Here is a 21,166-nt window from a genome sequence, read left to right as displayed (position 1 = left end):
TAGCACCGCCCCGCCGAATGGAGCTGGCGGGGCGGTGCGGGGTGCGGAATGGGCGGAACGGCAATCACCGAGGTTAGTCTCGGTGACTCAGGTGCGCCCGTAATTGTCTTCGAAACGCACGATATCATCCTCGCCCAGATAGTCTCCGCTCTGGACTTCGATCAGCACGAGATCGATAACGCCCGGGTTCTCCAGGCGATGTCTGTGCCCGGCCGGAATGAAGGTCGATTCGTTGCTGTTCAGCATCATGGTTTTTTCGCCGTTGACGACGCGGGCCATGCCGGTCACGACGATCCAGTGCTCACTGCGGTGGTGATGCATCTGCAGCGACAGCGATGCGCCGGGCTTGACCACGATGCGCTTGATCTTGAAGCGGTGCCCCTCTTCCAGGGTCGTGTAGGTGCCCCAGGGGCGATGGACGGTGCGGTGCAGCAGGTGCGCGCTGTGCCCGTTCTTCTTCAACTGGGCGACGATCTGCTTGACGTCCTGGGTGTGCTCCTTGTGAGCGATCAGCAGGGCATCTGGCGTGTCGACGACGATCAGGTTCTGTACGCCAACCAGTGCTGCCAGGCGTTCCGGGCTGTGCACGTAGTTATTGTGCGCGCCGTGGGAAAGCACTTCGCCTTCGCAGCGGTTGCCGTTCTCGTCTTCGCTGGTCAGTTCGCTCAGGGCATTCCACGAGCCGATGTCGCTCCAGCCCAGGTTGCATGGCACGGTCGCGACTTTGTCGGAGCGCTCCATCAGTGCGTAGTCGATCGAGATGTCCGGCACCTGGCCGAACACGCCAGCATCGAGCGACAGACAGCGATGCGCCGGCGCTTCACTGAGACGGGACTGGGCGATGGTCTGGGCGACGGCGGCATGGACGTCGGCTGCGTGAGCTTTCATTTCGTCGAGCAGCGTGCCGACGCGGAAGCAGAACATCCCCGAGTTCCAGAAGTAGTTTCCGGCAGCCAGGTATTCCTGGGCCTTTTCCAGGCTGGGTTTCTCGACGAAGCGCTTTACCTTCAGGCCGCCGTCCAGCGCCTGGCTGTCGCTTTCGATGTAACCGAAGCCGGTTTCCGGGTATTGGGGCTGGATGCCGAAGGTAACCAGCCAGCCAGCGGCCGCCAGGCGGGATGCGTTGGCAACGGCTTCCGAGAAAGCGTCGTTGTGCTTGATCAGGTGGTCGGCGGGGAGCACCAGCATCAAGGCATCGGGGCCGTGTGCCTGCTCGAGTTGCAGGGCCGCGGTCAGGACTGCGGCGGCGGTGTTGCGGCCAAACGGTTCCAGCACGTAGCTGAGACAGCCGACATTGGTTTTGAGATTGCGGTATTCGTCTTCGGTCTTGAAGAACAGCTCACGGTTCGTAACCGTCATGACCTCGGATACGCCATCCAGGGCGAGCGCACGCAGCAGCGTCTTCTGCAGGAGATTCTGCCCGTCAGGAAGGGGCATGAAGGGTTTGGGGTGGGCCTCGCGAGAGACAGGCCACAGTCGGCTGCCGGCACCACCGCAAATGATCACTGGGATCAGCATTAATCAAAGGTCCTTTGCAAGTTACGTCCTACGCTGCATCGCCGGTTTATCGTTGTACTGTGAGGCAGTTCGCGCTCGGGATCCAGGCGAGTGCGGAAGATTACCGCATCGCACCCGGCTACTCATAGTGCAACCCGTCAATTTAGGCTGGAGGACAGACTTATTCAAAGGTTGGATTGTGTCGGAAAAGTTTCGTTCCCTGAACGAAAAAGCCCCGCAGCGATGCGGGGCTTTCTAATGATGGTGCCGGCACCAGGAGTCGAACCCGGGACCTACTGATTACAAGTCAGTTGCTCTACCAGCTGAGCTATACCGGCAACAAGGGTCGCCATTATAGCGATGCGGCCTTGGGTGTAAACCTCTGATTTTTCAGTGCGATCCACGCTCCCCTGATCAGTGCCCGCTGGCCGCAGCGCCAGGTTTGGCGCCGAATGGCGGCTTGGCCAGGCAGATGATCACCAGCATGGCCAGGAATAGCCATCCCAGTAATGTGAAATAGTCGATGGTCGAGATCATGTAGGCCTGGCTTTCCACCATGCGCTCCAGTAGCGCCGCGCTGTGCTGGCCCGGTCCGCCGAGCTGGTCGACGGTTGCCTGGGTGGCCGGGTCGTACTGGCTGAGGTTCTCGGTCAGGTAGGCGTGGTGCATCGTCGCTCGGCGGTTCCAGATCCAGGTGGTAAGGGAGGCGGCGAAGCTGCCGGCCAGGGTTCGCAGGAAGGTGGCGAGCCCGGAGCCGTCGGCGATCTGGTCGGGTGGCAGGTCCGACAGCAGAATACTCAGGATCGGCATGAAGAAGAAGGCGACACCCAGACCCATGAACATCTGCACCAGGGCGATGTGGGTGTAGTCGACTTCGGTAGTGAAGTTCGCCCGCATGAAGCAGGTGGCGGCCATCGCCAGGAAGGCCAGGCCGGCCAGCACGCGCAGGTCGAAATTCTGCGCGTAGCGTCCGACGAGCGGTGACAGAAACACCGGCAGGATGCCGATTGGCGCTGCCGCGAGGCCCGCCCAGGTGGCGGTGTAGCCCATTTGTGTCTGCAGCCACTGGGGCAGCAGCAGGTTCATGCCGAAGAAGCCGGCGTAGCCGCCCACCAGCGCAAGGGTGCCAATGGTGAAGTTGCGGTGTACGAACAGGCGCAGGTTGACGATCGGGTGGCGGTCGGTCAGCTCCCAGATCACGAAGATGGCGAGGGCGATCACCGAGAGCACCGTGCCGCCGATGATGAAGTTCGACTCGAACCAGTCTAGGTCATTGCCCTTGTCGAGCACGATCTGCAGGGCGCCGACGCCCAGCACCAGCATCGCCAGGCCCATGTAGTCCATTGGCGCGTGCTTGATCACCACCGGTCGCGCGCGCAGTTGCTGGTAGACGACCATCGCCGCGAACAGGCCGATGGGGACGTTGATGAAGAAGATCCACGGCCAGCTATAGCTATCGGTTATCCAGCCGCCGAGAATCGGTCCGGCGATTGGCGCAACGACCGTCACCATCGCCAGCAGTGCCAGTGCCATCCCCCGTTTGGCGGGTGGGTAGATGGAGATCAGCAGCGTCTGAGTGATCGGGTAGAGCGGTCCGGCGACGAAGCCCTGCAGTGCGCGGAAGCCCACCAGCATGCCCATCTGCTGCGCCACGCCGCAGAGGAACGAGGCAATCACGAAGAACAGGGTGGCAGCGATGAACAGCCGCACCTCGCCGACTTTCCGGCTCAACCAGCCGGTCAGCGGCAGGGCGATGGCGTTACTCACCGCGAACGAGGTGATCACCCAGGTGCCCTGCTCGGAGCTGACCCCGAGGTTGCCGGAGATAGTCGGCAGCGCCACGTTGGCGATGGTGGTGTCGAGCACCTGCATGAACGTCGCCAGTGATAGGCCGATAGTGGCCATCACCAGGCTGGGCGGGGAAAAGCTGCTGCTGTTCTGGCTCATGGCGTCGGGCGTATCAGCGCTGGGCGGTGCTGTGGTTGGCGGCGGCCAGGTTGGCGTGAATCAACTGCTCGATCAGTTGGTCGGCGGACGCCAGTTGTTGCTGATAGACGTCGGTGGAGAACAGCGCCTCGCGCGGAGGCTGCTGCGCCAGGGCGGGGCCGCTCTGGTCGTGCAGGTTGACGTTGACGTCCATCGACAGGCCGATGCGCAGCGGGTGCCTGGCCAACTCGTCCTGGCTGATGCGGATGCGTACCGGCACGCGCTGGACGATCTTGATCCAGTTGCCGGTCGCGTTCTGCGCCGGTAGCAGGGAGAAGGCGCTGCCGGTGCCGACGCCGAGGCTGTCGACGGTGCCGGAGTACTTCACTTCATTGCCGTACAGGTCGGAGCGGATTTCCACTGGTTGGCCGATGCGCATGTGCTTCAGCTGGGTTTCCTTGAAGTTGGCATCGATCCATACCTGGTCCAGCGGAATCACCGCCATCAGCGCGGCGCCAGGCTGCACACGTTGGCCAACCTGCACGGTACGCTTTGCGACGTAGCCGGTGACCGGCGCAATGATCACTGAGCGGGCATCGTCCAGATAGGACTGGCGCAGTTTGGCGGCAGCGGCTTTGACGTCCGGGTGCGAGGTGATCACGGTGTCGTCGACCAGCGCCCGGTTGGTATCCAGTTGCTGTTCGGCGCTGGTCAGCGAGCTGCGTGCGGTATCCAGGGCATCGCGGGCGTGGGCCAGTTCTTCCTGGGAAATCGCGCCGTCATTGGCGAGGTTCTGGCGCCGCTTGAAGTCTGCCTCAGCCTTGGCCAGGGCGACGCGCTTCGCCGCCACATCGGCCTTGTAGCCGTCCACGTTGCTGAACAGGCCGCGTACCTGGCGGACCGTGCGGGCGAGGTTGGCCTCGGCCTGTTGCAGGGCGATGTCGGCGTCGCTCGGGTCGAACTTCACCAGTACCTGGCCTTTCTGCACGAGGTCGCCGTCATCGGCGCCGATGCTCACCACGGTGCCGGTGATCTGCGGGGTGATCTGTACGACGTTACCATTCACGTAGGCGTCGTCGGTGTCTTCGTGCCAGCGGCCGTAGAGAATTTCCCAGGCGACACTGGCCAAGCCGGCCAGGATCACTACGGCGAGCAGGATCAGCAACCAGCGCTTGCGTTTGGGGTTGCCGGCGGGGAGGGCGGTTTTGGTGCTCATGTCGATGCCTCGTTCAATGCGCGGCGGCGCCACTCGCCTGGGCGAGCGGAGCGGGAGTGGATGTGGATTCGGGCTGGTAGCCACCGCCCAGGGCCTGGACCAGTTGCACCGAGAGGTCGATGCGTTCGGCATCCAGGCTGGCCAGTTGGCGTTCGGCGAGCAGCAGTTGTTGCTGCACGCTCAGGGCGTCGAGGTAGTTACCCACGCCTTCGCCGTAACGGCGCATGGCCAGGTCGAAGTTGGACTTGGCGATATCGCGCGCTTCGCTCTGGTCGGCGATCTGCTGTTCCAGCGAGCGCAGCTTGCCGAGGTCATCGGCTACTTCGCCGAGGGCGTTGACCAGCGTTTTGTTGTACTGGGCGACCGCCAGGTCGTAGTCGGCGTCCTTGCCGGCCAGATTGGCGCGCAGCCGTCCACCGTCGAAGATCGGCAGGGAAATGGCTGGAGCGACCTGAAAGAAGCGGCTGGGAGCCTTCAGCACATCGCTGGCGTGCATCGCGGCCAGACCGACCATCGCGCCCAGGTTCACGTTGGGGTAGAACTCGGTCTTGGCCGACTGGATGCTCTTGGACGCTGCCTCTACCCGCCAGCGGGCGGCGACGATGTCTGGCCGGCGGCCGAGCAACTCGGCAGGCAGATCCGATGGCAACGCCAGTGCGCCGGGTTTGAGTACTTGCGGGCGTTGCAGGCTCTGACCGCGATCGGGGCCCTGGCCCAGCAGTACGGCGAGGGCGATGCGGTTGCTTGCAATGTCCTGTTCGGCGGCGGCCAGTTGCTGTTTGGCGCTGGCTACCTGGCTTTGCGTCTGCTGCAGTTGGACCTTGCTGTCCAGGCCGGCGTCCATGCGTTTCCGGCTCAACTGGAACAGGTGTTGCGAGCGCTCCAGTTCGTCTCGGGCCAGGTCGCGGGCGACAAAGGAGTGGGCCAGCTCGCTATAGGCGCGGGCGACATTGGTGGACAGGCTGATCGTCGCCGCCTGGCGATCCACTTCAGCGGCGTTGGCCTGGCCGAGTGCCGCTTCCCAGGCGTCGCGCTGGCCGCCCCAGAGGTCGAGGTCATAGCTGAAACTCATCGACAGGTACTTCACCGCCGAGTAGCGACCGCCAGTGGGCGGCGGCAAAACGCTTTCCGGAGCGCGGATGCCGGCGTAGCTGGCCGTGCCCTTGACGCTGGGCATGCGCTCCGCGTCCTGGGCCTGGGCTGCAGCGATGGCCTGGCGAGCGCGGGCGCTGGCGATTTCCAGGTCGGGCGTGCCACGCAGGGCTTCATCGATCAGGCTGTCCAACTGCGGGTCGCCCAGGCTGGTCCACCAGTTCCGGCTGGGCCAGGCAGCGCTGGAGAGCGGCGTGCCGTCGAGCGTTTCGCCGACCTTCAGGTTGGCGGGATCGGTGGCGTGACCGCTGGGCAGAAGTCCGGAGGAGCTCACGCAGCCGGCCAGGCTGAGCGCGGCGCCGAAGAGGCAGGCGGGCAGGCGCGCGGTGCGCACGATGTTCATGTTCAGTTCTCCTGCATCGGGCAACTGGCCGCGGTGCCGTGAGCGCGCAGAATCTTGTCGAGTAGGCCGGTCAGTGTGCGCAGTTCCTCGCGGGAAAGGCCGCCAACCAGTTCATTCATCGCTGCCGCGGCGATCTGTGGTGCCTGGTTGTTCACCGCCTGACCCGCTTCGCTCAGGTGCAGGCGAACGCTGCGGCGGTCGTGCTGACAGGGGTGGCGCAGCAGGAGGTCCTTGCGCGCCAGGCGATCGAGCATGCGGGTCATTGAGCCGCTGTCGATGGACAGCTCTCGGCACAGTTCGGCCGGCGTGTTCGCACGGTCGTTGCCAATGAAGAACAGCACCTTGAACTGCGCCGCAGTGATGTCGAGATGGGCCAGATGCTTGTCCAGCAGGCGGTCCTTGAGGAGCGCGGTGGCGCCCAGGAGCTGGCCGATGGAGCCCTTGAACGGAAAGTCCGCAACGTCGTAGTGATTCATGGCAAGACTAATTGCTGTCTAGGCAGTGAAATGTTTCGAAATATTACTGCTTAGGCAGCGATTGACAAGGCCTGACTGTTTCTTATGGGGAACAATCAATTCCATGAACCAAGATTGGTGTATGTTTGGCAACAGGAATGCTGGTTTGCGGTGGCCAATGGCTGGCGCCTTATGCACATCGCAGGCCTGCCTTGGAAGAAAATTGAATATCTCTTCGCGCAGATTTTTCGATGAGATATAAGTTGTTGTTTTAAAAGAATTTAATTATTAATTTCAGGAGGCGGGAAGAGGACTTTTGAGACGTCCGGAACGGGGAGGGAACAAGCCCCTTCGGGGTGATTTCAACAGAATTATCCACAGGGGCTGTGGATGGAACTCTGGAACTACCGTCTCAGGTGCGTTCCGCGAGCAACAGCAGATTTCGAGGTGTCATTCTGGAGGTGCAGAAGGTTCCAAGGTGTACTTCGTAGCCGCGTTCCTCCAGCAAAAGTGCTCGGTCGAGCAGCAGCCACAGCTCCAGTGGTCGACGGAACAGCCCGCGTACCAGTTCGAGATTGCGGACTTCCGCCAGTCGCTTCCAGCCTTGCGCTTCCAGTGCCGACCAGTTGCGCGCGCCGGGTGTGGGGATAGTCTTGAGTGCAGCCAGATCGCGGCAGTAATCGGCGAAGGGCTTTTCCAGCCAGGCTGGCGCAACCGAAGGGATCGGCAGGTATTCGTCGACGCCTCGCAGTTCCCGTTGCAGAAGATCGAATGCCAGGCGGCGTGCCATCGATGCGTCGCGCTGTCGGCGCACCCGCGCGCCAGCGGTGACCGTTTCGGCGAGCGGCAGGCGCAGGTCGTCGCGGGAGAGCTTCAGGTGGGAGCCCTGCGCACTTCGAGAGAGGGCGTTGTACTGCTCGCCGGCGATGCGGTTGTAGCAGCACGGTGCGACTGCCAGTTGGCGACAGCCGCGCTCGCTGGCCAATTGCAGCAATCGGACGTGGAGGTCGCCGCAGGCGTGTAGAGCAACCGCTGTGTGTTCGCTATCGAGTCGTTCGGCCGCGCTGGTGTCAAGTACGTCCTGCTGGCAATGCCTGGCTTGCAGCCCGAGCCGGTCGCTCATGCGCTGCCCGTCCGCGACCAACGCGGCATCGAATTCGAGGCTGAGCAAGGGATCGCCGGCACGTGCCAGCAGGCGTCCAAGGTGGCCCTTGCCGGCGCACCAGTCGAGCCACTGCCGAGGCTGGTCGGTGAAATTCAGGCGGCTGGCAAAGGCTTCGATCTGCTGCCATTTGCGGCCAGGCACGTCCACCGTCAGTTGGTTCGCCAGCTTGCCCAGCGGTTGTGCGGGCAACTCACCGACTGCCGACAGTCGAGTGGCGGTCGCGGCCAGTTCGGGAAATGGCGCGGGGGCGGCGAGCAGTTCTGGTGCGTTGTGCGCCGCTTCGGCATCGTCGAGGCTGCGGCGCCGAAGCCAGCCGGCCAACTCGGGATGCTCCTTCTCCCACGGTAGCTCCCGTGCTGTGAAAGGCTTCGGACGCCACAGTATCTGATGTTCCAGCAGGAAGCCGTCCAGGGCCTGGAAGCGCTGGAGTAGAGAGTTGCCGGTCAGCGGGATGTCGTTCGGAATCACGGCGTGAAGCGAGGAAATGGTCGCGGGGCGCGCATTATAGCGGCCCCGCGAGCGGGTAGCGCGCCGGTCAGCGGCCCTGCATGGAGTCGACCCGTAGCCAGCGCTCCAGCAGGCGGAAGATACGGGTCAGCAGCAGCGTGATTACCAGGTAGAACACGCCAGCCAGGCAGAAGAACAGCATGGCTTCGTAGGTGCGCGCGATGATGGTGCGGGTCATGCCCATGATGTCGAACAGCGTCACGGTGTAGACCACGGCACTGGCCTTGAGCATGAGGATCACCTCGTTGCTGTAGGCCGGCAGGGCAATGCGCGCGGCGCGCGGCAGGATGATGTGGAACAGCGCCTGGCGACGGGACATCCCCAGCGCGCGTGCGGCTTCCACTTCGCCGACGGGGATGGCGTGGATGGCGCCGCGGAGGATCTCGGCGATATAGGCAGCCGTGTGCAGCGTCATGGTCAGCAGTGCGCACCAGTAAGGGTCACGCAGGTAGGGCCAAAGCGGCCCCTGGCGAATGCTCTCGAACTGCGCCAGGCCGTAGTAGACGATGAATAGCTGCAGTAGAAGCGGAGTACCGCGGAAGAAGAAAATGTAGGTATAGGGCAGTGCGCGCACGTACCAGTGGCGCGAGGCGCGCGCGATGCCCAGCGGCACCGCGAGGCAAAGTCCTGCAACGACTGCGATGGCCAGCAGTTCCAGGGTCAGGGTCGCCCCCTGGAGCATCTTCGGCATCCATTTGAGGATCAGCTCGAAATCGTTCATAGCTCATTCCTCACGAAGCCGCGGCCCGCCCGCCGTTCGAGGAAGTGCAGGGCAGCCATGATGAATACGGTGAGGCCGAGGTAGATGAAGGCCGCAGTCATGTAGAAGGTGAACGGCTCCTTGGTCGCGTTGGAGGCGACCTGGGCCTTGCGCATGATTTCGTCGAGGGTGATCAGCGAGACCAGTGCGGTGTCCTTGAGCAGGATGAGGTAGAGGTTGCCCAGGCCGGGCAGCGCCACGCGCCACACCTGCGGCAGCACGATGCGCCAGAAGATGCGCGGTGCGGAAAGCCCCAGTGCCTGACCGGCTTCCCGGTGCCCCTTGGGGATGGCCAGCAGTGCTCCGCGGAATACCTCGGTGGCATAGGCGCCGAAGCACAGGCCAAGGGCGCAGGTGCCGGCGGCGAAGGGGCTCAGTGCCAGGTCGGGCTTGCCGAACAGGTTGCCGAGCGCGTTCAGGCCGCTCACAGTGCCGAAGTAGATCATCAGTACCCAGAGCGTTTCAGGTACGCCGCGCACCACGGTGGTGTAGAAACCGCCGAGCATGCGCAGGAATGTGTTCTTGGAGGTCTTCGCCACAGCTCCCAGCAGGCCGAGGACCAGTCCCACGCAGACTGCGGCGAGCGAGAGCTTTAGCGTCATCCAGGTGCCGGCGATCAACTGATCGCCAAAGCCGTGCAGGTCGAAAATCATGGGGAGTCACGCCTGGTGGCGCGCGCCGCCCGTGGCCGGGCGGCGCGGCACGTGCATCAATAGATGCTGAAGGGGAAGTACTTTTCGTTGATCTTCTTGTAGGTGCCGTCGTCGACGATTTCCTTCAGAGCGGCGTTCAGCTTGTCGCGCAGCGGGTCACCCTTGCGCACTGCAATGCCGATCTTGTCGTTGTCGAACACCGGCTCGCCCTTGAACTCGAAGTCCTTGCCGGCATCGCTCTTGAGCCAGTCATACTGCACGAACTTGTCGGCCAGCACGCCATCGAGGCGGCCAGAGGACAGGTCGAGGTAGGCGTTTTCCTGGGTGTCGTAGAGCTTGATGGTGACGGTATCGGACATATTGTCCTCAAGCCAGGTACCCGCGATGGTCGCGCGCTGGGCGCCGATCACCTTGCCCTTCAGATAGCCCTTGTCGGTCTTGAAGTCCACCGACTTGGGCGCCACAAATTGCAGCTTGTTGGTGTAATACGGGGTGGTGAAGTCGACGGCCTGCTTGCGTTCGTCGGTGATCGACATGGAGGCGACGATGAAGTCGAACTTCTTGGCGTTCAGCGCGGGAATGATGCCGTCCCAGTCGGAAGTGACGACGTCGCACTCGGTCTTCATCTTGGCGCACAACGCCTTGCCGATCTCGACGTCGAAGCCGATGACCTGACCGCTGGCGTCGATGCCGTTGAAGGGCGGGTAGGCGCCTTCGGTACCGATCCGCAGTTTCTCCGCGGCGATGGCATTGCCTCCCAGTGCCAGGGTGGCCGCGACAGCCAGAACGATCTTCTTATAGTTCTTCATGCAGTAGTGCTCCGTTAGCGGTGGCTGGACATGAATTGTTTACAGCGTGCCGATTGCGGGTTGTCAAATACCTGCTGCGGCGGTCCCTGCTCCTCTACCAGGCCCTGGTGGAGGAACACCACCTCGCTGGAAACCTGGCGGGCAAAGTTCATTTCATGGGTCACCAGCAGCATGGTGCGACCCTCTTCGGCGAGCGCGCGGATAACGTTAAGCACTTCCTGGACCATTTCCGGGTCCAGCGCGGAAGTCGGTTCGTCGAAGAGGATGACCTTGGGTTGCATCGCCAGGGTGCGGGCGATGGCAGCGCGCTGCTGCTGGCCGCCGGAAAGCTGGGCGGGGAAACTGTGGCGCTTGTCGGAGATGCCAACCTTTGCCAGCAGCGCTTCGGCGATCTCGGTGGCCTCGGCGCGGGTCTTGCCTAGCACACGACGCGGCGCCTCGATGATGTTGTCGAGGATGCTCATATGCGGCCAGAGATTGAAGTTCTGGAAGACGAAGCCCAGCTCGCTGCGCAGACGATTGATTTGCTTGTTGTCGGCGGCGACCAGCGATCCGTCCTTGGCCTTCTTCAGCTTGAGTTCTTCACCGGCGACCAGGATCTGGCCCTGGTGCGGGTTCTCCAGCAGATTGATGCAGCGCAGGAACGTGGACTTTCCGGAGCCGGAGGAGCCAAGGATGGAAATGACGTCGCCGTCACGGGCGGTCAGGGAAATGCCTTTGAGCACTTCCAGGTCACCGTACCGCTTGTGCAGGTTACGGATTTCCAGTGCGGGTATGGCCTCGGCCATAGGGGGCTCCTCTATTGTTATTCGGACGCTTTCGCAGTGTGTGTCACTGCAGAATCGGGGCCATCCTGGCGAGGGGCAAGCTAACACGCGACCCAGAGTGCGCCAAGCGTCCATCTATCACCCTTGCCCGGGATGATGGCAAGTTGTCGCATTGCCGCAGCGCGTTGTCGCCTGGGCTGAACTAGTCCGGCGGATTTTGGGGACGGGATGGTGCCAGCTTCCCCCAGCAGCGGAAAGGCTGGCGGCCATGCGGCCGCCAGTTCGTGCTTATTGCATCATCTGACGCAATTGCGGTGCCGGTTCCTCGATGGTGTCGGCGGGCACGCTGTCATCCTGCGACTCCGCCGGCTGGCTTGCCATCAGGTTCGGATGGCCGGAGAGGCGCGGAATTGGCAGCACGTTGCCGTCTGCCAGGGTCTGCTTGCCCAACTCGCTGGCGTCGATTGCCGATTTGCGTGGCTGGGTTATGACGTGGAAGTCGGTGATCTCGATGACGCCCTTGCCTTCGGCCAGCAGGTGGAAGGAGAACGCCTTGCGTGCCTGCTCATTATCGAATGAGAAGGTGACCGCCAGAGGCTGATTGCGCAGCACCCTCGGGAAGTCCGGCATGGGGATCGGCACCGGCTGCTCGAACGAGCGAGTCTTGAGCTGGATGCGTGCACCATTGTTGTCCATCTGCACCGCACGGATCTTCAGGCTCACTGTGGTGCGGGTGTTGGCCGGGAACTCGAGGTATTGCGCGCCGATCAGGTTGTCGGTGTATTCGTTGGTGATCTGCGGTTTCAGGCGAATGCGCTCGCGGGTGGCGAACTGGTACTCGCGAGTGGACTGGGCGTTGACCACCGACTGGTCGAGGATATCGGCACGGGCAGTCATCAGGCGGGCATCCCGGCCGCTGAAGCGCCCATCGAACTTGGCGCTGTCGGCGATGAATCCCTCGCTCTTGTAACGCCGGCAGACCTGCTGGAAGTCGCACTCGGTGAAGGTGCCCTTGCCATCGTGATAACGCTGCATGCCATTGGTGAAGGAGACCATCTCGCGGCCGGTGCTGTATTCACGGAACAGCGAGCGACCGGCGATGTCCTGCGGTGCCTTGAAGCCGAAATAGTCGAGGATCGACGATTCGAGGTCGACGTGGCCGTAGACGCCGGCTTTCACTGGCGGCAGCGCTGCCTGCTCGGGAGCCAGCACCAGGTTGAGGCCCCAGGCCGAGGCCAGGCGGACGTTATCGATACCGTGGGATTCGTCGGAGGTGACGATGACCAGGGTGTCCTTCAGTACGCCTTTTTCTTCCAGGCCCTTCAGGAAGGCGTCCACGGCGTCGTCCAGGTAGGCAATGGCGGCCTGGCGCGGAGTCGGGTACTTGGCGAGGTACTCCGGCGTCGCCGAGTAGGGTTGGTGGGTGCCGACGGTCAGCAGCGTGAGCATCCACGGTTGCTTGCGCTGGCGCAGTTGGCCGACGTAGTCGAGAGCGCCCTCGAAGAAGGCTTTGTCGTCCATGCCCCAGGCGAATTCCAGATAGGGCTTTTTCTTGAACCAGTCGCGGCCAAGGGTTTTATCGAAGCCCATCGCCGGCATGACCTTGTCCTTGGCCATGAAGCGCAGCCCGGCACCCTGCAGGAAGTGTGTGCTAAAGCCGTGCTGGTGCATCTGTCCCGGCAGGCACTCAGCGCCACGGGTCGGGTTACCCAGCAGCTCGACGCCCTTGGGCGTGCCGTTGTCCAGCTTGCTGTAGTCGCCGCAGAGCATCGCGTAGAGGCCGCGAATGGTCTGGTGGCTGTGCACCACGTAATCCGGCGTGGTCATCGCGCGCTCGGCCCAGGTGCTGAGCTTGGGCATCATCGATTCTTCGTAGCTGCTGCTCAGGGCGGCACGGTTGGTGGCGACATACGCCCCCGGAATGCCTTCCATCGCAATGATCAGTACGTTCCTGGCCTGCCCCGGGCCGGACAGCAGCGGCGTTCCGTTCAGGTCGTGCTGGGTCAGGCCGGTAACGTCGGGCTTGAGGTCCGGGCGGTCGCCGTCGCGCCAGTCCTGATAGGCAATCTCACTGCTGGTGATGGCGCGGGATACCAGTTGATGTGGCAGGTTGAACTGCTTCCACATTTCCGCATCGCTGGGCATGTAGTACTGCACACCGAAGTGCCCGGCCAGCAGCAGGGCGGGCAGGGCATAGGCGTAACGGCTGAGCGGCTTCTCCCGTCGGCGCCAGAGCAGGGCGCAGAGCAGAATGCCGGCACCGATGGCGAGCGCGAGGTGCAGGTGATTGAGACCGCCGCCTTCGGTGGAGTTGGCGACGAAGGTGGGGTCGGCGAGGAAGTGCAGGTCTTCCGGCGCGGGCATGCGGCCCACCGCGCTTACCAGTTCGGCGGTGCCGATCACCGACAATGCCCAGATCAACATCACCGGCAGCGCGACCAGGAGCCGGCGGTTGTGCAGCAACAGGACGAGCAGCGAACCCAGCGCAAGGTCGGAGAGGTAGCCCAGCGGCGTGCCCCAGCCAAGGCTATGACGGCTGATTACGGGAATCAGCAGGAAGAGGGCGGCGAGTGTGATCAGATTGCCGCGAGACTGCCACCAGCTAATGAGTGCGCGCACAGTTGCTCCGCTACGAAACATCAAGGGCCGGAGGGTATCTCACCCAAGGGTGAAAATCGTCCGGAATGTCATGATTCTGAAAGATCGATGTGCTATGTGCCAGTAGACAGTATTAGTCGGCAAATATTCGACACCGGTGCAAGAGAATCCGAAGGCGGAGTGGAAGCGTGCGCCGCAGCACGCTTCTGGCGTGCTGCGGCGTGATTGACGAGAGCAGAAGTGCTTAGGCGGGGATGGGGTGGTGGTTGAACCAGATCTGTCCGCCATCCCTTAGCGTCCAGCCGTTTACATCGGCTGTTCGATCGTTTTGCTGGTAGGTGGTGGGGCGCTCCCGGTAGAGCGTCCAGCCCAGAGCAGAAAGCTTTTTGAGCGCGAGACCTTCGATCAGTCGGGATTGAGTTGCGATGAACAGCGTGCCGACGTGATCGTTGAGATGCTGCAAGAAGGATTCATCCTGCAGCAGCGCCTCTTCCGCCCCCTGCAGGTCCATGTGCAGGAAGTCGATGCGAGGGGTGCGTTCGCAGAGCTTGGCGAGGGAAATGCCTGGAACCTTGTTGTACTGGACGGTCAGCCCCCGATAGTCCAGCGCTGTGGGTGTCAGTGTGAGTTGCGCACCGTTGTCATGATTTGTGTCTACCTTGGGAAAGTAGACCGTTTCGTCGCGTACATGGACTGCACCATGAATAGCATTTAGTTCGACGTTACTGACGTCCAGAAGGCCATTGCGGCGTGCATGTTCGGTGATCATGGGGACGGATGCTTCATTGGCTTCGACTGCCGTGAGGCTGACGTAGTCGAACCCGTTGCGCAGTGCCAGCAATCCGGAAGCGATCGCCCAAGGACCGTAGGAGGCTCCTAGCTCCATGACCGCGAAGGAATTCCGGCCTTGCTGGTGAGCCCGTTCAAGACTGCAGATCAAGGCGATGTATTCGATTGTTTCTGCATGTACCCGGTCATCTGGGATGGGAAGGTCGCCGATGACGAGGGGGCCGGAGGTTGGGGCAGGGAGCCAGGCGTGCAGGCGGATGTCCGTACGAATCCCCAGCCAGTCGAGTATTTCACCGCTGCTTGCGTTCACCGGGCCGTCGTACCGGTAGCGTTGGAGATGCTCGATGTCCTCGGGATTCCAGCCTCCGAAGAAGTCATTCGTCAGTTGCTGGCGAGCGGACAAGGCGTTTAAGATGCGGTCGGTGTGTTGGATGTCCTGCCTGGATAGCCACTTGTTCAGAAGTGTCTTCATTGAGCGAGTCCCATCTTCTGTTCGGAAAGAAGCAACGGCTGGGTCAATTGAAGTTGATACGTCTGCAATTGCCGGATTCGGCGCTAAAGCATGGCTCAGGTTGAATGGCAGCTTGCTCATGCGACATGCCGTTCGTCCGAATGCTGGATGAATGTGGTCGTAGGCTCGGCTAAATCCGATAAGCAGAAAGTGGCGTGTGTGTAATGGTCTATGGTTGATTTTTGCTCAGCAAACTTGAAGCGCTTGGGGGAAAGGATGTTCTCGAACTTTCGATCGACCGACGTTCCGCGTTCGCAGGCTACGGAGGCATTTGCAGCCAAGATCAATATCGGCTGTGGCTACAATAAGCTTGACGGGTATCTGAATCTGGACTGCGATCCTGCATGTCAGCCGGATATCCTCATCCAGGACAACGATCTCTACAGCCTGCCCCGTAACCACTTCGTTGAGGTGTTTGCCAAGGATGTGCTCGAACATATTCCGCGCGAGCACATGATGTCTGCATTGTTTGACTGGGCATCCATACTTCGAATGGGTGGAACGTTGTACGTACAGACATCCTGGATATACGGGATCATCGACATCATGCGACAGGCGAATGATTTCGAGACTGTCCACAACTGGAAGATATGTCTCTTCGGCAATCAGGTTCACCCGGGAGACTGGCACTTCAACGGATTCACTGAGGTGACGTTGCGGGTCTATCTGACCGCCGTGGGATTCCGGGACTCTGGATTCAGCATCGAAGACGGTTGGTTGATCTCGACTCGCGCAACGAAGGTCGATGACTGGTCCTATTTGATCGAGCTGTCGGATTACGACGAATTCGTTTCGAAGGCGTATCGAGTTCTGTTGGGGCGAGAGCCCGAGGACTGGCGATTCGACGCTGGTTTTCGTACCGAGGCGGGATCGAAGGCGCGCTACCTGGAGCTACGCTCGCTCGCCTGTTCCGCAGAGCGCCTGTACAAGATCGGAAAGGAGCTCGAAGGCGGGGCCAGGCTTCAGGTGATGTGATTTGTAGATGTAACGAAAAAGCCCCTGAAATCTTGTGATTTCAGGGGCTTTTCAAATTTTGGTGCCCAGGGACGGAATCGAACCGCCGACACTGTGCTGGCTGCCGAGAGCCATAGCTAAGCCCTTAAGAATCAAAACACTGAGTGCTTGTGACTACTGCCTAGTGTACCTGTTCCGTGTACCTGACTCCAGAAGCTGAAAGCCGGCTGCGCAGATCTTTTGGGCCAGACGGTAGGAAGGGTGCTGTCCTATGGCGAGGGGAGCTAGCTCCTGCCTCGACACAGCATGATGCGCATCAGGTTTGACGCTGCATGCCTTTGGCGAAGATTTCTTTTTACTTCAATTTCGAAAGGTAAATCAGTTCCTGTACCACAACGCGCAGGTCAGAGATTATTTTGTCGATATCATCTCTGACGGCGTTATATCTTCTGCTGTGTGCGGACTTGTCTCCGATATCCTTGAGTTTCGGAAGAGCTTGCTTGGAATTTCTGGAGAGATTCCATGTTGTCTCTCGAAGAGTTGCTGATATTAAGTCGGAGAGGTAAAGGAAATCTCCAGATGGAGATTTTATATTGTTTGCAATGCTGTGGCTTTCAAAGGCCTCAATAATAAGGGTCTCTATCAGGCGCCTAATCATTACCGCGCAAGCATCGTACCAGCCATTTGTATATGAGCCGTTTACTTGATGGGTTATCTTTTCAAGGTATCCACGAGTTGATCGAACGAGGGTGAAAGGGATCACTGGTTGGCCGATGGCCTCCAGCCCCCCTTCTGGGGGGAGAAGGCTTTCCGCGCAATCGCTCTCAAATGCAGAAATTAGATCCTTGATCTTTTGAGCGGTAGGCATCTAAATCAATCCTTGAAGGTCTTCAAGTGCTTGGCCATGCTTTCAAATATTTTGTCTATCTGTTCCGCTGTTGATTCTGGTGAGATGTGGAGTTGAATGTTTATATGCAGCTCTGGCGCGGCGCTCAGGTGTGAGCGGGTATGTCGCTCTTTTTCCTCGTGATGTGTCTCCCGCTGAGGGAGGGGGCGCTGCTCGTCAGCCTGTGAGGCAAGCTGAGCACTTGGGGCAGAAGCTTTATTTTTCGCTGGTTTGCTTGGAGTCTTTGGTGTTTTCGGCGTTGCTGTTTTCTTCGCGGCGAGAGATGCTCCTTCATTTGGGTCTGCTCGTAACATAAGTAAATAGAATCGAGCATATTTCTTTGCAGCGTCCATGCCGCATTTTGCATTGTTCATGAACCAGTTAGTAACCTTTTGAGGGTCCGACTCTGCCGTATGGTACAGATCTCGAATTTCTTGAGGGTACTGGCTTTCGATTATCTTTTCGCAAACAGAAGGATACTTATCATCATCTCGCCAGTCATAAGCCAGGGTAGTGGGTTTGAGGCCGTCATCCACCAAGCCGATTTTCTTTAGGGGGCCAATGATATTTGCTTTTGCTGATGCTTCGCTCACTCCGAGGGCGGAGCTTACATAGGTGCCCGAGAATGTTCCAGGGACCTTCTGCTTGAGCAGTTCTCTTAATTTCCACCAGTTTGCATCGGGAACTTTAGGGTATGACGTTTCTCCGTTTGCCACTTGCTATCTCCCTTTGTCTGTCTTTGCGACGGCTATGACAGTAATACCTCCTGCTATAGAACGTCTAGTGGCCATATGCCTGAAACCATGAGCGACCCAAAATCGGAATGTGAGCCCGAGTGGGGAGATTGACTGAAGGAGTAGTGGCTTCCCCCCTCCACAGTTTCTCAGGGATCGGGCGCTAGCCAATCGAAGGCGACAGATACCTTTCGGTTCTTATGCATGTGGTCTGGTAGCTATGCAGAAAACCTCCGTTTTCTGCTACCGGCTGTCTAGGCTTCGAGTTGGTTGCATAAAAATAGCCTTGACTGATTTGTGCGACCGAATGTAGCGTGCTACTACATTTTTTGCTACCAGCAAGGTGAGCGATATGAGTCGAACCTTTCTCTACGCCAGGGTAAGCACCGCTGATCAGACCACAGATAATCAGCTGTTAGAGGTGCAGGCCGCAGGGTTCGATGTTCTGCCTAGCCGTGCAGTGGCTGAGACGGTCAGCGGGGCTGTGCCTTCGGGTGATCGGCCAGGTTTTCAACGGCTTCTTGAGCGAATGGAGGAGGGGGACATTCTGCTTGTGACCAAGCTAGATCGGCTTGGTCGTAATGCGATGGATGTTCGATCGGCACTGTTGCAAATAGTCGGTGGTGATAAACTTATCATCCCCTTTTGCTGATGGAGCTGCACATGAACCCATTCAAAGGCCGGCATTTTCAGCGTGACATCATTCTGTGGGCCGTACGCTGGTACTGCAAATACGGCATCAGTTACCGTGAGCTGCAGGAGATGCTGGCTGAACGCGGAGTGAATGTCGATCACTCCACGATTTACCGCTGGGTTCAGCGTTATGCGCCTGAAATGGAAAAACGGCTGCGCTGGTACTGGCGTAACCCTTCCGATCTTTGCCCGTGGCACATGGATGAAACCTACGTGAAGGTCAATGGCCGCTGGGCGTATCTGTACCGGGCCGTCGACAGCCGGGGCCGCACTGTCGATTTTTATCTCTCCTCCCGTCGTAACAGCAAAGCTGCATACCGGTTTCTGGGTAAAATCCTCAACAACGTGAAGAAGTGGCAGATCCCGCGATTCATCAACACGGATAAAGCGCCCGCCTATGGTCGCGCGCTTGCTCTGCTCAAACGCGAAGGCCGGTGCCCGTCTGACGTTGAACACCGACAGATTAAGTACCGGAACAACGTGATTGAATGCGATCATGGCAAACTGAAACGGATAATCGGCGCCACGCTGGGATTTAAATCCATGAAGACGGCTTACGCCACCATCAAAGGTATTGAGGTGATGCGTGCACTACGCAAAGGCCAGGCCTCAGCATTTTATTATGGTGATCCCCTGGGCGAAATGCGCCTGGTAAGCAGAGTTTTTGAAATGTAAGGCCTTTGAATAAGACAAAAGGCTGCCTCATCGCTAACTTTGCAACAGTGCCGTGGCATCCACCAAAGTGCCTTGGGTCATCATGACGCCTGCTTCGGCCAGCCAGCGATTGATGGTCTTGAACAATTGACGGGCCAGTTGATGCTGCTCGAGCAGGTGGCGGAAATTCATGATGGTGGTGCGATCCGGCAGGGCGCTATCCAGGGATAATCGGGCAAACAGGCGCATGGAGGCGATTTCGTACAGGGCATCTTCCATGGCACCGTCGCTCAGGTTGTACCAATGCTGCATGCAGTGAATACGCAGCATGGTCTCCAGCGGATAGGGCCGTCGGCCATTGCCCGCCTTGGGATAAAACGGCTCGATGACAGCGGTCATATTCTGCCATGGCAGAATCTGCTCCATGCGGGAGAGGAAAATCTCTTTTCGGGTCTGACGGCGCTTAGTGCTGAATTCACTATCGGCGAAGGTGAGTTGATGGCTCATGATGTCCCTCTGGGATGCGCTCCGGATGAATATGATGATCTCATATCAGGAACTTGTTCGCACCTTCCCTAAATCAGTAAGTTGGCAGCATCACCTGTTGTGTGTTATGTACTTTTTTAGTGCAACATGATATCATCAAAGCGTCCTTCCGAGTCGCTATGCATGATGCATGCGTCTAGACGGTACATCAGGGACATGTGTAGCCGTATAACATTCATTTTAAATAACACAAATCTTTATGGAGTTTATCATGTTCAAATCGATCATGACCGTATCATTGCTGGCCGCCGCTATTGCTTCTACCAGCGCAGTGGCCGCAGACAATTCGGCGGGTGGTATCATTAACTTTACCGGCGCAATTACCGATACAACCTGTACCATTAACGGCGGTAAAAGCGCGGACTTTACCGTTGCGCTTTCCCCTATTTCGGTAACAGATGCGGGCACCAAGGTTGGCCTGATCACTAAAAATAAAAAATCTATTGCGCTGACTTTCTCAGGTTGTTCACCAGCAGCCGGAACGACCGGTACCCCGCTGAAAGTGTATTTCTCCAGCGCGGATAATATTTCCACTGACGGTAAATACCTGCTGAATAACAGCGTGAACGAAAGCGATGCCAGCGTGGCACGTAATGTCGGCTTTGCGTTAGTGGAGCCAGGTTCGTCTACGCCTATTACCCTGAACCAGCCTTACACGACAAATATTATGGGTACAGCGACCGCGCCAGATTCCGAAACGCTGACGCTGGATGTTTATTACTATAAAACGAACGCCGCTGCCGCCACCGTGGGCGAGTTAAGCTCCAACGTAACGTATACCATTTCCTACCTGTAATAGTGATTATTCAGGCTCTGTTTTCGCAGAGCCTGTATTTAAGGTTGCAATCATGCGCAAGGCAATTTTGCTGGCAGGCTTACTGCTAAGCACGGGTCACTCATGGGCCAATATTGTCATTAATGGCACCCGTGTCCTTTATCCTGAAAATAACAAAGAGGTGATCGTCCAGTTAATGAATACGGGCGATGCGCCGGCTCTGGTGCAATCCTGGATAGATGACGGTGATATTAATTCCACGCCGGAAACAGCCAATGTGCCGTTTTTGCTGTCGCCGCCAGTGATAAAGGTTAACGAACATAATGGCCAACAGCTTCGTATTAAAAAGCTGCCGTCCAGCTTGCCTGCGGATCGCGAATCCGTCTTTTTCCTGAATGTTCTCGACATTCCGCCCAGACCTGAAAATCTGCAAAATCAGAATACCGTTCAGCTGGCGATTAAATCCCGTATCAAACTTTTTTACCGGCCCGCTGCGCTGAAAGGCACGCTGGATGACGCGGTGGCGAAACTTACGCTCGCCGCCGACGGCGATCGCTTTCGCATTACAAATAACAGTCCGTTCCATATTACGGTCGCCAATATTTCGCTGGGTAAAACGAAATTGCTCCAGGAGTCCCCGATGGTTTCCCCGTTTGGGCAGCTGACGGTCGCCGCAAAAAATACGGTTAAGCGCGGACAGACCTTCCAGCTGATGTATGTGGACGATCTTGGCGCGTATAAAACCCGGACTTTCACCAGTCTGTGATCGGAAAGAC

At 59.2% G+C, this 21,166-nt stretch carries 18 protein-coding genes, 1 tRNA gene and 2 pseudogenes; 5 read left to right on the top strand and 16 right to left on the bottom strand.

The features are described from left to right. Positions 1–87: 87 nt before the first annotated feature. From OU419_RS26730 to OU419_RS26670, 13 genes are all read right to left on the bottom strand, one after another. Positions 88–1,518 carry a mannose-1-phosphate guanylyltransferase/mannose-6-phosphate isomerase gene (locus tag OU419_RS26730; protein ID WP_254476787.1) on the bottom strand — a complete coding sequence of 477 codons (1,431 nt, stop codon included), beginning with the start codon at positions 1,516–1,518 and terminating at the stop codon, positions 88–90. A gap of 241 nt (positions 1,519–1,759) precedes the next feature. Next, positions 1,760–1,835, bottom strand: a tRNA-Thr gene (locus OU419_RS26725). A gap of 76 nt (positions 1,836–1,911) precedes the next feature. Further along, positions 1,912–3,444: a DHA2 family efflux MFS transporter permease subunit gene (locus tag OU419_RS26720; RefSeq protein ID WP_254476786.1), complete on the bottom strand. Its 1,533-nt coding sequence runs from the start codon at positions 3,442–3,444 to the stop codon at positions 1,912–1,914. A 13-nt stretch (positions 3,445–3,457) separates the two neighbouring features. After that, on the bottom strand, positions 3,458–4,639 hold the full coding sequence (locus tag OU419_RS26715) for an HlyD family secretion protein (protein ID WP_254476785.1): 1,182 nt from the start codon (positions 4,637–4,639) through the stop codon (positions 3,458–3,460). A 13-nt stretch (positions 4,640–4,652) separates the two neighbouring features. Beyond that, entirely contained in the window at positions 4,653–6,134 is a 1,482-nt protein-coding gene (locus tag OU419_RS26710; protein WP_254476784.1) for an efflux transporter outer membrane subunit, read from the bottom strand. A 2-nt stretch (positions 6,135–6,136) separates the two neighbouring features. Then, positions 6,137–6,610, bottom strand: a complete 474-nt coding sequence (locus OU419_RS26705) for a MarR family winged helix-turn-helix transcriptional regulator (RefSeq protein WP_254476783.1) — start codon at positions 6,608–6,610, stop codon at positions 6,137–6,139. Positions 6,611–7,001: 391 nt separating this feature from the next. Then, a complete protein-coding gene (locus OU419_RS26700; RefSeq protein ID WP_254476795.1) occupies positions 7,002–8,219 on the bottom strand; it encodes a methyltransferase in 1,218 nt (405 codons plus the stop codon). A 70-nt stretch (positions 8,220–8,289) separates the two neighbouring features. Beyond that, a complete protein-coding gene (locus tag OU419_RS26695; protein ID WP_254476782.1) occupies positions 8,290–8,982 on the bottom strand; it encodes an ABC transporter permease in 693 nt (230 codons plus the stop codon). Continuing rightward, positions 8,979–9,674: an ABC transporter permease gene (locus tag OU419_RS26690; RefSeq protein WP_254476781.1), complete on the bottom strand. Its 696-nt coding sequence runs from the start codon at positions 9,672–9,674 to the stop codon at positions 8,979–8,981. The genes OU419_RS26695 and OU419_RS26690 overlap by 4 nt, the downstream gene beginning before the upstream one ends. A gap of 56 nt (positions 9,675–9,730) precedes the next feature. Next, complete coding sequence (locus tag OU419_RS26685) at positions 9,731–10,483, bottom strand: ABC transporter substrate-binding protein (RefSeq protein WP_254476780.1); 753 nt, start codon at positions 10,481–10,483, stop codon at positions 9,731–9,733. Positions 10,484–10,497: 14 nt separating this feature from the next. After that, on the bottom strand, positions 10,498–11,271 hold the full coding sequence (locus OU419_RS26680) for an ABC transporter ATP-binding protein (protein ID WP_254476779.1): 774 nt from the start codon (positions 11,269–11,271) through the stop codon (positions 10,498–10,500). Between the two features lie 267 nt (positions 11,272–11,538). After that, positions 11,539–13,890, bottom strand: coding sequence for an LTA synthase family protein (locus OU419_RS26675; protein ID WP_254476794.1), 2,352 nt, complete (start codon positions 13,888–13,890; stop codon positions 11,539–11,541). Between the two features lie 202 nt (positions 13,891–14,092). Then, a complete protein-coding gene (locus tag OU419_RS26670) occupies positions 14,093–15,229 on the bottom strand; it encodes an FkbM family methyltransferase (protein ID WP_254476778.1) in 1,137 nt (378 codons plus the stop codon). Between the two features lie 135 nt (positions 15,230–15,364). On the opposite strand from OU419_RS26670, the gene OU419_RS26665 reads away from it, so the two are divergent. After that, a complete protein-coding gene (locus OU419_RS26665) occupies positions 15,365–16,123 on the top strand; it encodes a class I SAM-dependent methyltransferase (RefSeq protein WP_254476777.1) in 759 nt (252 codons plus the stop codon). A gap of 334 nt (positions 16,124–16,457) precedes the next feature. Here OU419_RS26665 and OU419_RS26660 read toward each other — a convergent pair whose 3' ends face one another. Together OU419_RS26660 and OU419_RS26655 are read right to left on the bottom strand one after the other, a co-directional pair. Further along, entirely contained in the window at positions 16,458–16,970 is a 513-nt protein-coding gene (locus OU419_RS26660; RefSeq protein WP_254476776.1) for a hypothetical protein, read from the bottom strand. A gap of 5 nt (positions 16,971–16,975) precedes the next feature. Continuing rightward, the gene (locus OU419_RS26655; protein ID WP_254476775.1) at positions 16,976–17,704 is read right to left on the bottom strand and encodes a DUF5343 domain-containing protein; all 729 of its coding nucleotides are present in this window, start codon (positions 17,702–17,704) and stop codon (positions 16,976–16,978) included. 370 nt (positions 17,705–18,074) lie between these two features. Between OU419_RS26655 and OU419_RS26650 the strand changes: the two are divergent. Together OU419_RS26650 and OU419_RS26645 are read left to right on the top strand one after the other, a co-directional pair. Then, positions 18,075–18,329 (top strand): annotated as a pseudogene (locus OU419_RS26650) (recombinase family protein); the annotation flags it as partial. Positions 18,330–18,385: 56 nt separating this feature from the next. Further along, on the top strand, positions 18,386–19,090 hold the full coding sequence (locus OU419_RS26645; protein WP_001067855.1) for an IS6-like element IS26 family transposase: 705 nt from the start codon (positions 18,386–18,388) through the stop codon (positions 19,088–19,090). 45 nt (positions 19,091–19,135) lie between these two features. Here the strand turns inward: OU419_RS26645 and OU419_RS26640 are convergent. After that, positions 19,136–19,576, bottom strand: a pseudogene (locus tag OU419_RS26640) (IS5-like element ISKpn26 family transposase); the annotation flags it as partial. A 250-nt stretch (positions 19,577–19,826) separates the two neighbouring features. Here OU419_RS26640 and OU419_RS26635 point away from each other — a divergent pair. After that, positions 19,827–20,411: a fimbrial protein gene (locus OU419_RS26635; protein ID WP_254476824.1), complete on the top strand. Its 585-nt coding sequence runs from the start codon at positions 19,827–19,829 to the stop codon at positions 20,409–20,411. 52 nt (positions 20,412–20,463) lie between these two features. Next, complete coding sequence (locus OU419_RS26630) at positions 20,464–21,156, top strand: fimbrial biogenesis chaperone (RefSeq protein WP_254476823.1); 693 nt, start codon at positions 20,464–20,466, stop codon at positions 21,154–21,156. Positions 21,157–21,166: the final 10 nt, after the last annotated feature.

It is taken from the genome of Pseudomonas triclosanedens, assembly GCF_026686735.1.
GTDB lineage: Bacteria > Pseudomonadota > Gammaproteobacteria > Pseudomonadales > Pseudomonadaceae > Pseudomonas > Pseudomonas triclosanedens.
This window is presented reverse-complemented; position numbering and strand designations above follow the sequence as displayed.

Excerpts from the sequence above, each read along its gene's own strand:
- OU419_RS26730 (WP_254476787.1), bottom strand. The coding sequence starts at position 1,518 with ATGCTGATCCCAGTGATCATTTGCGGTGGTGCCGGCAGCCGACTGTGG.
- OU419_RS26720 (WP_254476786.1), bottom strand. The coding sequence starts at position 3,444 with ATGAGCCAGAACAGCAGCAGCTTTTCCCCGCCCAGCCTGGTGATGGCC.
- OU419_RS26715 (WP_254476785.1), bottom strand. The coding sequence starts at position 4,639 with ATGAGCACCAAAACCGCCCTCCCCGCCGGCAACCCCAAACGCAAGCGC.
- OU419_RS26710 (WP_254476784.1), bottom strand. The coding sequence starts at position 6,134 with ATGAACATCGTGCGCACCGCGCGCCTGCCCGCCTGCCTCTTCGGCGCC.
- OU419_RS26705 (WP_254476783.1), bottom strand. The coding sequence starts at position 6,610 with ATGAATCACTACGACGTTGCGGACTTTCCGTTCAAGGGCTCCATCGGC.
- OU419_RS26695 (WP_254476782.1), bottom strand. The coding sequence starts at position 8,982 with ATGAACGATTTCGAGCTGATCCTCAAATGGATGCCGAAGATGCTCCAG.
- OU419_RS26690 (WP_254476781.1), bottom strand. The coding sequence starts at position 9,674 with ATGATTTTCGACCTGCACGGCTTTGGCGATCAGTTGATCGCCGGCACC.
- OU419_RS26685 (WP_254476780.1), bottom strand. The coding sequence starts at position 10,483 with ATGAAGAACTATAAGAAGATCGTTCTGGCTGTCGCGGCCACCCTGGCA.
- OU419_RS26680 (WP_254476779.1), bottom strand. The coding sequence starts at position 11,271 with ATGGCCGAGGCCATACCCGCACTGGAAATCCGTAACCTGCACAAGCGG.
- OU419_RS26675 (WP_254476794.1), bottom strand. The coding sequence starts at position 13,890 with ATGTTTCGTAGCGGAGCAACTGTGCGCGCACTCATTAGCTGGTGGCAG.
- OU419_RS26670 (WP_254476778.1), bottom strand. The coding sequence starts at position 15,229 with ATGAGCAAGCTGCCATTCAACCTGAGCCATGCTTTAGCGCCGAATCCG.
- OU419_RS26665 (WP_254476777.1), top strand. The coding sequence starts at position 15,365 with ATGTTCTCGAACTTTCGATCGACCGACGTTCCGCGTTCGCAGGCTACG.
- OU419_RS26660 (WP_254476776.1), bottom strand. The coding sequence starts at position 16,970 with ATGCCTACCGCTCAAAAGATCAAGGATCTAATTTCTGCATTTGAGAGC.
- OU419_RS26645 (WP_001067855.1), top strand. The coding sequence starts at position 18,386 with ATGAACCCATTCAAAGGCCGGCATTTTCAGCGTGACATCATTCTGTGG.
- OU419_RS26635 (WP_254476824.1), top strand. The coding sequence starts at position 19,827 with ATGTTCAAATCGATCATGACCGTATCATTGCTGGCCGCCGCTATTGCT.
- OU419_RS26630 (WP_254476823.1), top strand. The coding sequence starts at position 20,464 with ATGCGCAAGGCAATTTTGCTGGCAGGCTTACTGCTAAGCACGGGTCAC.